This is a genomic window from Asaia bogorensis NBRC 16594 (assembly GCF_001547995.1).
In the GTDB taxonomy this organism is placed as follows: domain Bacteria; phylum Pseudomonadota; class Alphaproteobacteria; order Acetobacterales; family Acetobacteraceae; genus Asaia; species Asaia bogorensis.
This window is the reverse complement of the sequence record NZ_AP014690.1, coordinates 66320-77303: the sequence shown is the minus strand read 5'-3', so window position 1 is coordinate 77303 and position 10984 is coordinate 66320. Positions and strand designations below refer to the sequence as shown.

The 10984-nt window shown below is 60.9% G+C and carries 8 protein-coding genes; 1 reads left to right on the top strand and 7 read right to left on the bottom strand.

The window, feature by feature from the left end; all coding sequences use genetic code 11:
- Nucleotides 1–754 precede the first annotated feature (754 nt).
- Nucleotides 755–2362: a hypothetical protein gene (locus tag Asbog_RS00345; protein WP_062163675.1), complete on the bottom strand. Its 1608-nt coding sequence runs from the start codon at nucleotides 2360–2362 to the stop codon at nucleotides 755–757.
- Complete coding sequence (locus Asbog_RS00340; protein WP_171840634.1) at nucleotides 2359–7068, bottom strand: phage tail length tape measure family protein; 4710 nt, start codon at nucleotides 7066–7068, stop codon at nucleotides 2359–2361. Before Asbog_RS00340 ends, Asbog_RS00345 begins: the two co-directional genes overlap by 4 nt.
- A 138-nt stretch (nucleotides 7069–7206) precedes the next feature.
- Between Asbog_RS00340 and Asbog_RS00335 the strand changes: the two genes are divergently transcribed.
- Nucleotides 7207–7617, top strand: coding sequence for an MliC family protein (locus Asbog_RS00335; RefSeq protein WP_062163673.1), 411 nt, complete (start codon nucleotides 7207–7209; stop codon nucleotides 7615–7617).
- Between the two features lie 18 nt (nucleotides 7618–7635).
- Here Asbog_RS00335 and Asbog_RS00330 read toward each other — a convergent pair whose 3' ends face one another.
- From Asbog_RS00330 to Asbog_RS00310, 5 genes are all read right to left on the bottom strand, one after another.
- The gene (locus Asbog_RS00330) at nucleotides 7636–8274 is read right to left on the bottom strand and encodes a hypothetical protein (RefSeq protein ID WP_062163672.1); all 639 of its coding nucleotides are present in this window, start codon (nucleotides 8272–8274) and stop codon (nucleotides 7636–7638) included.
- Between the two features lie 3 nt (nucleotides 8275–8277).
- Nucleotides 8278–8601 (bottom strand): hypothetical protein, encoded by a 324-nt coding sequence (locus tag Asbog_RS00325; protein WP_146926411.1) that lies wholly within the window; start codon nucleotides 8599–8601, stop codon nucleotides 8278–8280.
- A 53-nt stretch (nucleotides 8602–8654) separates the two neighbouring features.
- Complete coding sequence (locus Asbog_RS00320; RefSeq protein ID WP_062163670.1) at nucleotides 8655–9092, bottom strand: hypothetical protein; 438 nt, start codon at nucleotides 9090–9092, stop codon at nucleotides 8655–8657.
- An 82-nt stretch (nucleotides 9093–9174) separates the two neighbouring features.
- The gene (locus tag Asbog_RS00315; protein WP_062163669.1) at nucleotides 9175–10374 is read right to left on the bottom strand and encodes a phage tail tube protein; all 1200 of its coding nucleotides are present in this window, start codon (nucleotides 10372–10374) and stop codon (nucleotides 9175–9177) included.
- Between the two features lies 1 nt (nucleotide 10375).
- Complete coding sequence (locus tag Asbog_RS00310; RefSeq protein ID WP_062163668.1) at nucleotides 10376–10921, bottom strand: hypothetical protein; 546 nt, start codon at nucleotides 10919–10921, stop codon at nucleotides 10376–10378.
- Nucleotides 10922–10984 lie beyond the last annotated feature (63 nt).

Here is a 10984-nt window from a genome sequence, read left to right as displayed (position 1 = left end):
ATAAGTATATATGTATATTTTCGATCAAACGCGTTATGCAGGACTCGTCTTTTCGGTCCATTATTTTGGACCAATACATATTTCTAGTCGAACGGGAGAACGCATCTCTCCTGGGAGGATATCCATGCGCAGTAAAATAGAAAACCTCATCGACGATATAAAATTCGCATTTCCAGCCTATGTTAATGTAATGTATAAGATATTTATTATGTATTTCTAATATATTTAAATATCAGATGGGTTTTATATGTTGATATCTATTATTGATATAAATCAGATTGATTTGTCCAGTTTTCGTAGAGTATATTCGGATCAATCCCGATTGCTGATCATGATATCTAATATATGCCGCTACACCGCCGGAAGGTTCGCTTCTTTCGACCTAGCCTAGCATATGCGGGTTTATGGGAACGCTCTCGAAGACCCGAACTATCGTGCCCGCTCATCAATGCGGCGTAAGGCAAAAGGTGGCCCAGCCGCTGCCATCTCGTTAAAAACGGTGGGCCACCTTGCCTGCGACAATGCAACGGGGAGGGAGGAGACGCTCTCACCCGAACCACCAGAAAGAAAACGCTGCTTTCCCGGTCACACCATCGAAGCTCGGGAAGCATCTGACTGACCTCAGGGTTGGTCAGTCAGATGCTCAATTAGCGTTCATGCATCACGCCATGCACACCCTAACCTAAACCCCGCGCATATGTAACGACAAAATAACGATTCGAATAACCGAATATCATACCATCCGAAGAAGATATCAGACCAATACAGTCAGGGTTATGATTGCCTCGGCAGAGCGGATCTGCTCGCCAATCACGAGCCCAGTCACGCCCCCTCGCAAACCCGGCGCTGGCAGATCGAGCCGCAGAGCCTGACCGAGATCGATGCCCCCCGCGACGGAGCGCGGCAGCGTTACGGCCCATAGATGGCGCTCCGTCCCCCAGAGATCGCCATGGCTATTGGCCGCGTTCTGGGCATCGTCCTCGTCGAGAAGTACGGTCGGGATCACCGGCAGATCGCCAGGCTGGCGATAGCGCAGCTTGATGCTAGGCAGGTACCAAGTCGCTACCCGGTCTTCCTGCAGCACATAACTCTGCCGCCCGACCGTGATGCGCGGATGCAGCGCGTTGCCACCCTGCTGCACAGTCTGATTATGTGCGTAGCCGATCCGCCACCGATAGGGAGGTGGTGCCAGGCCGCTATCGAGCGCAATCCCTGACAGAGCCGTGACCTGGTCTGCCGTCAGCACCCGTGTGGGCGTGCCGCCGGGTATTTGCAGGCGCAAGGGCGTGAGCGTACCCTCGTGGCTGGGCACCAGACGGATGCCGAGCCCCGAGAGCCAGGTATTGACGATCTGCCGCCCCGTGACCGTCTGGCTCCCGTCCCAGTACCAGCCAGCCTGGCGCGCATCCTCCCATGATCCGGCAAGCCATTGCGCGGGCATGGTCAGATCCTCGATCAGCATCTGGCGCAGGAGCGGCAACACGGTGCGCGGCGCTGCCCCCGAAGGAAAATCGCCTGTGGCATCCACCGTGATCGCATAGACGGGCTTCGTGCCGAGACGGATGAACAACCCGCCCGAACTGCTTTGCATCTGCCAGGTGCCCGGCACTGGTGCGACCCCGTAGAGATCGCCTACGGCCCCGGCATAAGCGATGCCCCCGGCAAACCCGCCCTCATAAAGGGCCGTGACCACACCCGGCCCGTCGCTGATCTGGTAAACGAGATTGACGGCATCGATCAGCACCGGGGTCAGGTTGAGCGCGGTACCACGCAGGCGAGGCATCGAACGGCCCTTAACGTTGGCATCCCCGCCAAAGCGCCCCGAACCGGCATAGGAGCCAACTGGCATGATAACCTCATCAAGCCAGCCCGATACCTCACGCAGCGGAATCTGCACGTTCAGACGGTCGGATTGCCACGAACTGCCTAGGCCAGTGAACATGGGCATGAGAGCGCCGCTCACCGGGTCGAGATCGATCTGACGCACTGAATCCCGCGACTTGAAACCGGCCTGGATACGCACCGGCATCCGGTCGATCACGCGCTCGCGAATCAGCGCGTCGAAACGTCCGTCTGGATTGGCGATGGTAATCGCCCCCCAGCTTTCGCGCACCGAAGGTGAAGCTGGCGACAGATCGAGCCTGCGATCGATCGCGAAGGCATCGGTCAGCCAAGGCGGATAGGGCCGACTCGCCTCATCGACATATCCCGCATCTGACAGGCGCAGGGTGTCGATGATGCTGATACGGAACGGCAGCTGCGTGATCGTGCCTGCCGCCGCTGTACCCAGACCACGGACGAAGGTGACATCCACCACGCGCTCCATGTCGATTTCGACAAGATGGAACAGAGCGCCGCTCATGCTGCCCTGCCTTGTGCCTGGTGGCGCTGCTCGGCCAGCTGCTTGTTTGCCGTATCAAGCAGACGCTGCAGCAATTCCGCCAGGGTCTGATTGTTGCTCGCCAGCATGGCCTTGAGCGCCGATTCAGTGATCGTGTTCGGTCTGATGGTCCCGATCGACTGCAGCAGCTGCTGCACGCGGGTGTAATCAGAGACGAAATCACGCCCTGACCCATTGTAGCTCTGGCTTTGCGCCAGAAAGGTCTCGGACGCGCTGCGCAGCGATTGCAGGGCCTCATAGTCGCCACGCTGGGCTTGCGCGGCGATACTGGTGAAGTTGTCATTCGCCGCACGATATTGCGCCTCCGCCGAGAGCGGCGAATAGCCCGAGAGGTTCAGCCCCTTGGCAAAGTCGAGCAGGTTGCTGATGACCGAGGCCGCCGAGCCTTCCGCCTGGTCGCGTTGCTGCTTGGCCTGTTCAGCCGCCCGCTCGGCCTCCTGTTTGGCCTGGGCTGCGGCGGCGTCTGCGGCCTGTTTCGCCGCCTCTGCTGCCTTGTCCGCATACTCCTTCTGAATGGCCAGACGTTCGGCCCCCAGCGTCTTTTCCAGATCCGATGCCTGTTGCAGGTAGGTCTGGTTCGAACTGTAGGCATCCCCCAGGAAGTCGCGCCAGCTCTCGGCAAGCTGGCGTCTCTGTTGGGTGGCAGACAGATCGAAACTCATGAGCGCCGCGCCCTGGTCGTCGCCGGTTGCGGTGAGATACCGCACCCGGAAGGCTTGGGCGCTCTCGGCCAGGCTTTGCATGTTCTTCGCATAGCCCTGCTCATAGAGCGTGCCGAATTTGTCATACAGAGCGTTGCCGTCCAGCCCATAGCTGCTCGCCTGTGTTGCGGCAGCCTCATAGGTTTTCTTCAGTGCCTCCATCTGCTCGACCCAGCTTTGCTGCCCGTTCACCGTCGCTTTCATGAGATTGGGCATGGTGTTGGACACAAACTCGGTGATGGTCGCAACCTGCGATTGCAGATCGCTTGTTGCCACCGTCTTGCCGTTGAGCATCGTATCCAGCGCCGTGCGCAGATCACCCGTCGCCTCGGTAAAGCCCAAGACAGTCACGGTGCCGTCACTGTTGAATTTCGACACTGCCACGCCGAGCGCATCCACCGTGTCGGCCATGCTTTTCAGCTGCGTTACCGCGCTTTGGAATGAGGCCACGCTATCGAAACTTGCGGGCATCCCCTGCGATAGCGCCTGGCTGAATGTGGCGCTGTCATCGCTGCGCAGCTGCAGCTTGCCGAGCAAATCGGTCAGGCTGACAGAACGTTGCGATGGATCCTTGTTGTTCGGGTCATCGCGTACCGTGCCGAGATAGAGATTTTCAGCCTTCAGCCCGAGGCTTTTCATGGTGGCGTTGACGCTGGCCATATCGGCCTTGAGTTGCGCCGTGATGGTGTCGGTCTGCTTCTGGTTCCAGCTTTGCCCCATGCTCAGCTGATCGCCCTCCATTACCACCTGGTCGATCGTGTAAGGGTTTTTCTTGTGCCCAAACAGGCCGCCCAGGAGGCCGCCAAGCCCACCGCCGAGAACCCCGCCCATGACCGTGCCCACTACCGGGAACGCGGTACCGAGCCCGGCCCCGATGACGGCACCGACACCCGAACCGAGCAGGCCATATGTTCCGCCGCCGACATTGCCAAGCGCGGAGCCAAGCGCGAAGCCGCCACCGATACCGGCCAGGGAGTTCCCTACGGTTGCCCCGCCGGTCAGCTTTGTTCCCATCGCGCCCGAAAGCCAGCTGCTCGAACTCGATACGCTCGATGCGGGCGTGCCAGCCCCGGTAATCGAGACACTGGCCGCCTTGTTGCCGACCGAGCCACCCGAGGCCAGGGCATCAGAGATGCTTGTGAACGTGTTGCGTGAGCCCCCGTCGAGCGCGTTCAGGGCCGGGTTGACCAGCGCCATCTTGGCCACCAGCCCGACAATCTGCGTTTGCAGGCCGGACAGGATCGAGCCAAAATCGACCGCCCCCTTGCCGCTCTGCACGAAAGCCTGCGTGACACTGTTCGTCAGCGTGTCGAACATGCTGCCCAGGCTCCCTGTCAGATCATCGAGCGCCGATTTCTGATGCTGATAGGCGTTGGTCGCCATTTGTATGGCCGCCACATTGTCGAGAGTGGCCTGACTTGTTTTCGAGTGGATATCGCCACCCGCTTCAAGAATGCGGTTGCGCTCTTTCATCACCGCAATCTGCACGGACACCGCATCGCTGTTCTGCCCGATCGCCGCCGTCTGCGCCTTGATGACTTCCAGATCCAGCGACTGCCCGTACAGCTTGCCCGCATTGGCCATATCGACCTGCGAGGCGGCGGCGGATTTCATGGCACCCGTCAGGATATCGAGTTGGCGGGCCTGTTCGGCCGTGCCGTCGATCGAGGTCGCCCGCACTTTCTCGGCAGCCTCCATTGCCTGTTGGTACTGTGTCAGTGAGCCTTTCGAGGCGTCATAGCCCGCCAGCATATCCTGCTCGGCCTGGGTATGTTCATTGATGGCCGCAACGGACTGATTGAATTGCCCTGTCAGGATTTCCTGTTGCCTGGCCTCGGCTTCTGCCAGCTGGGCGGCGGTCGCGTGCGCCTGGCCCATGCGCCGCGCTGCTTCCTCCACCTGTTGATGCACCTGCACCATTGCGGTCTCGGCGGCCGAGTAGGTCTCGGCACTTTGCGCTGCGAGCTTCTGTTGATGGGCGATGGTCTCGATCGGGTCGCGCAATTCGTTGAGCGCACCGCGCTGCACGTTGATCTTGTCCGTCAGTACGCCGGTTTGCGCGGCATAATCGGCATCCGACACCTTGCCTGCGGTGTGCAGGTCATTCAGTGCCTTCTGTGTCGTGGTCAGGGCCGTAATGGCCTGCTCATGCTCGCGGATCTGCGCCGCCGTGCTGCCATCACTGCCGCGCAGCTGGTCATCGACCCGGCCCTGACGCGATGCGATTGCCTGCGCGCCATAAACCTCGCCGCCCGTGGCCTTCTGGGCATAGGCCGCAACACTGGCAGGCGGGCTGGCGATCTTGCCCGAGAGGTACTGATCGACGTTCCCTTCACCCCAGTTATAGGCCATGGCGACAAGCGCCTGATTGCCGTCATATTTGGTGTAAAGCCGCATGAGCAGCTGCACGCCAGCCGTGACGTTGCCCGTGGTCGTGCGCAGATCATTGCCATTGGCGCTGCCCGGCATGATCTGCATCGCCCCCAGCGCACCGGCAGAGGATTGCACGACTTTTCCGCTGGCATCGTATTGGCCCGTTGCGCTTTCGATCGGCTGAATGCGATGGGCGAGTGCGAGCACGTCCGAGCTTGCGCCGAGACTGGCCCCCACCTTGTCGATGGTCTTGCCCACCCCTGCGACATCGGAGGCCGCGACCTCGCGTTGCTGCAGGTAATTGTGAACGGCCGGAATCTTGTCCAGCTGCGCCCACTCCCAGTCGCGCACCTCCCTGGCTTTGTCGAGCAGATACTGGATGCCCTGCACGCCCTTGAGCGCACCGGCCATGATGCCATTGCCAATCCAGTCGATGAATTGCCCGAGCGGGGCCAGCCCCTCACGCAGGGACGTGCTCATGTCGTGCAGGGCATGGTGCAGCGGCGTCACGCCCTGATCGGCCGCGTTGGCCGTGGCCTTACTGACCTGCCCCATGAGCAGGGACCAGGCCCCCATACGATCGCCGCTGCTCTGCAAATCCCGTATGTGCTGCACCAGGCCTTCATGGACACCAAGCAGGCCTTTCTGCGCGAAATCCTCGGCGGCTTTTGCCGGGTCATCGAAGGCAGCGGCCATGTCTTTCGCCGCGTCCGGCACGTCCTTGCCGAGCACGGTGGCGAGGTTACGTGCTGTCATGGCCAGCGCATCGAGGCTGCTGCCACTGGTGGACGGCATGGCGGCAAAGGTGGTGGTGACGGCGCGGCTGTCGGTGAGGGACAAGCCGCTCTTGCCAGCGATGCGCCGTGCCGCGTCCTCGGCAGCCCCGGCCATGGCCGCGTAATCGCTGCGCGTGGCGCGAAGGGTCTGGCCGAGGGCAGCGAGGTGCGATTCCTCGGTCTCGGCGGCGCTCCCCATCTTGTAGATGGCGACACCCGCCGCCAGAGCGAGGGCCGCCAGACCGGCTGGTCCCATCAGGTAGCCTGTTACGATCTGCGTTGCCTTGCCAAAGCCGCCCATGACCGTAACCATGTTCGGCACCTGGTAAAATGCCGCCTTCATGGCCCCACCACCGGCCAGCACCTGATCAGCGAATTTATGCGCCTCACCCGCCAGGATGCCGATCTGGTAGCTGGATAGTTTGGCGGCGGCCGTGCCCTCGGCCAGGGCGACAGCATGTTGCTTGCTCGCACCCGTCGCCGCGTCGAATTTCTCTTTCTGGGCTGCGGCTGATTTGGCGATACCAGCCAGCGACCCTGCATATTGTTCCTGCGTGATCTCGCCGGCAGCGAGCGACTTCTGCAGCGCCTCGATATTGGCCGTGCGCTGGCGGATCTCGCTGCTAAGCTTAGCCTCGGCCCGTGTCGTTTCATCGAACTGCCGCGCAACCGACGCACCGGAACGGCCCAGCCTGGTCACTTTCGTATCGGCCACCTCTGCCGCATCGCCAAGCCTGGTCAGGGATTGCGCATCTTCCTGCGCCTTGGCCAGATTGCTCGCAAAAGCAATGTAAAGCTCGGAGATCGTGGTGGGCATCGTTACGCTCCATGCGTGCAGCATCGGACCGCGCATTTGTGAAATGCGGATGAGTCGAAATGTTGCCGTCATCTGATAGGAAGGTGCGCGCATGCCGCGAAACGCGCAGGCAAGCGCAACAGGAAGTGGAGCAGGACCATGATTCGTAAATTGACGGGAGCCGCGATTGCTTTGACAGCCATGACCGCTGTTGCATCCGCGCACGCAGAGACTGGCGATTCACTCTCGATTCCACTGTCGTCGTCGACCGACATCCACCGTCAGACCGTGTCCTACAACTGCAAGGCAAAAAAAGGCGCGAGTTCAGCCAGGCTGCGTGCTGTCCTGCCAGAGAAAATCGTCAAGGTAAGCTATATCAACGCGGGCGATATCAGCCTCGCTGTGCTTCCGGTCGACGGAAAAACGCAGATATTTACCGACGTGATTGCCGCAAGCGGCGCCAAATACGCGGCGGCTGAATATGTCTGGTGGAGCAAGGGCGACGATGCCATGTTCTCAAGCGAAATGGATGCCAGTGCCATGCTCACCTGCCACGAAATCAAGGGCTGATTGTTTCCGGTACAGTTTTCATGACCGCAGGGTGATCTGCAGAGCCGGATAGGTCATGACCGTGCCAGCCCGTGTCCTGCGCTCGCCCGAGGCGCCGCGCAGGATGTACGGGGCAGAGGGTGCGATGCCGCTGCCAACGCGCACGAAGGTCTTGCCAAAAATGAGTGTCGGAAAGCGCCGCATGAGGGTTTGACGCACGCGCTCGATCTGGTTGCGCCGTATGCTGGGCTCAAGCGCCCCCGTCTCGATCTTGCGGGCATAAGGCAGCGGATTGACGATCAGGATCGTGCCATCTGCGGGCAGATCCTTGAGAGGCTGTTTCCAGGGCCTGTCGTCACAGATCAGCACCCAGGCATCGCGAAAGCGTCCGCTGCGCACGGGCGATGTTGAGCGGCACAAAGCAAGCGCCGCCTCTGCTGCCTCGCCCGTAAGATTGAAGCGATAGAGAATGGTGCCGTCCAGCCGCACGCTTGTTTCTGGGGCGTCGGCTTTGCCGTCCACATAGCGCCGCCAGCTGGGCGGCGCCTCGCCGCGTGCAATCACCGCGTCACGCGCCGCAATGGCTTGTCTTGCCATTTCAGCCCGCAGGGCATCGGGGGAAAGATTGCGATCGACAAAAAGGCGCAGCGACCGGCTGAAGGCTGCAGCTCTCGCCATAGTTCATCCCTTCATGAACTGTTCGATATCCTCGGTGATCCTGCGGTTTCGATACGCCATGAAGACGCTATCCATGGCGCGGATCTGGTCCTCGATCCATGGCCGGTCGTCTTCCGAAACCGCATTGGCCTCACACCACCGTGCCAGCGCCTGCCAGGAGATACCGCCTGGGCGCGATACGCCCCGGATCTTGCCCATGGCAGCCCCGACCAGATCGGTGAGCCAGGCGCGATCGTGTTGCAAATCGTGCCAGCCACGCCATGGGCGTTCGAGTGAGGGTGGGAGGGCAGGCTTGCTGGCGAGCATGGCCTCGCGGATCGCTGGCAACTCGTCAGGCCCCGTGAATGGGCCGTATTCGAGTTCCCAAGCCAGCGCCGCTGTCAGTTTCCCACCGCGTCCCGGTGATCTTCGGTGCGCTGTTCGCCCACCTTGGCTGCAGCCGATATGGCAAGGGCGATCAGCATCGGATGCTCACCGCTTGCAAGCAGCTGGCGGAAGGCATCGATCCCGATTTCGGAGCCGTCGTCATTCTGCAGGCCATCCACATCGAGCACGCAATGTTCGGCAATGGCCTGACCCTGTGCCCTGTCATCTTCGGTCGGCGGCAGGCTCTCGGCGGTGTAGCGCGTGGCACCTGGCTGCAGCGTGCGGTTGAGACGGCTCGCCACCGTATTCTTGAGGATATAGAGCGCGTCGCGATAACGCGGCGTGAAGCCGCGTGTGGTGATGAGGAACGTATTGCCGGGCGGCCCGACCTCGATCGTTTCGCCCTCCTGCACACGGCCAGCATCGCGGGAAAAGGCAGAGAGTTTTGCCATTGCGTTGTTCTTCCTGTTTTTTGAGATAGGTCGTTTCAGAGCGGGGACACCGCCTGCGATGTTGCGAGCAAAGACCAGGCGATCAGGCCGGGAAAATGCTCAGGGCGAAGGTGCCGCCCCCCGGTCGCGGGTTGCCCTCGATGTCGAAAGTCGCAACGATCGTGCTGTTCTTCGATCCTGCATTGATCTGCGGGTTCTGCAGCGAGGCGTTATAGAAAGTCAGGCCGTAGCCATTACCCTTTTTGTCCTTGAGCAGAACCTGAACCGCTCCCTGCCAGTCGTCCTGGAATTTCTGGTATTCGGTGCTGTCACGGAAAAAGAGCTGGATCTGGCCCGACACCATGAAACTGCCGGGCCGCTGCCCGACAGCTGCCACGCTGCCCATGGCGAAATCCTGCCCTGCGCCGTCGCGCGTGATTGTCAGCTGAAACTGACGGATCGGTGCCGTGACCCGTTTGCGATCCAGCCAGAGCGATCCCCATCCCTTGACCGGGTCGAGTACGAAACTGTCGGTCGGCGGCAGAAGGTCATTCGCAGGCGATGACGTCACGCGCTGCTCGTCGCGAAAATCGAGATCGGCAGAGAACGTCGCAAACTGGCCCTGGGCAATCGAGATCTGGATCTGCTTTACAAATCCGCCCGTTCGCACCAGCGTCTCATCGCCCAGCTGCTCGATAAAGGTGAGGCTGTTGAACGTGGCACCGTTGACGATGCGTGGACATTGTACAGAGGCCCCGGCATCGAGCAGGCCTCTGCCGGTGGTAAAAACCCCCTCGGCAGGATCGAGGAAATCGCCGCGCGCCTCATACGGGAAAATGGCATCGATCTTATCGACAGGCGAGCGCAGGCGCACAAAACCGACCGACGGCAGCACGTTCCAGATCGCTTGTCCTATGGTCGCGAGAACCACCTTGCCGCCTGACCAGGAAAAGGCATTGAGGTCAATTCTGACGCCCTGGGGAAAGGCAACGGATCGATCGTTTTGCGTGCCCGAACATGCGCAGGCCAAAAGCACGTCATAAGAGCCGAATGACAGGGCTCCGGACAATGTGCCGCCGACGGCCTGCTGTGTCGTGACGGCCTGGGAGGCCTCCCAGTTGGGATTGATTTCCTCAGGGCGCTGCCTCGTATTCTGTCTGCGGAAACTCTCACCGGTCAGGCGCAGGCGCTGATAGGGGCCACTCGGCGCTACCCCATATGTGACCTCGCGTGCGTAGGCGAGAATGGTGTCATTGGCCTGTACCCCGACCTGAAATCCTGCTGTTGCACCTGAAAAGGCCATATCACGCCCCCTTCACGGCAGGCGTGGCAGAGGAACCGCCGGAGTTGACGGCACTGCCCGCGTTGGCCGATGCCCCTGAATTCGAACTGGAGCCCGCCGAGGTAACGGAGCTGGGGCCGGTCGATCCGGAAGCATTGTTTGTCGATGACGTCTTTTCGGGAGGTGTCGTCGCGTCCGGACGATCTTCAGGCTGATGACGCATGAGCGCGACGCGGCGGCCGTAGCAAAGCTGCAGGGTGAGTGCGAGCGGGGCGGCATCGCTGCTTTGACTTGTCAGATACTGCCCGTCAGACGCGAATATGCCGGGCTCGTCCTCCTGTTCGACCAGAAGCACGTAGCTTGCCCCTTCTTCAGCACGCGAGGGCGTGATGGGGGATGGAATGCCGCCCATAGCCCGATAGGGTGACACGGCCACACGCAGGCCGGTTGCGACACTGGCCGCCACCTTGTCGAGGGCGATCGACGCGCTGGATGCATCAAAGACAGCACCGGTCAGCACGAAAAGACCGCTGTTGTCAGCGGTCTCCACGAGGGGAAAGAATTTCATCGCGAACCTTTCGGATGGGAAGAAGGCGGGTTTCGGCGATCTGCTTAAGTGCGCGGGTCGCCG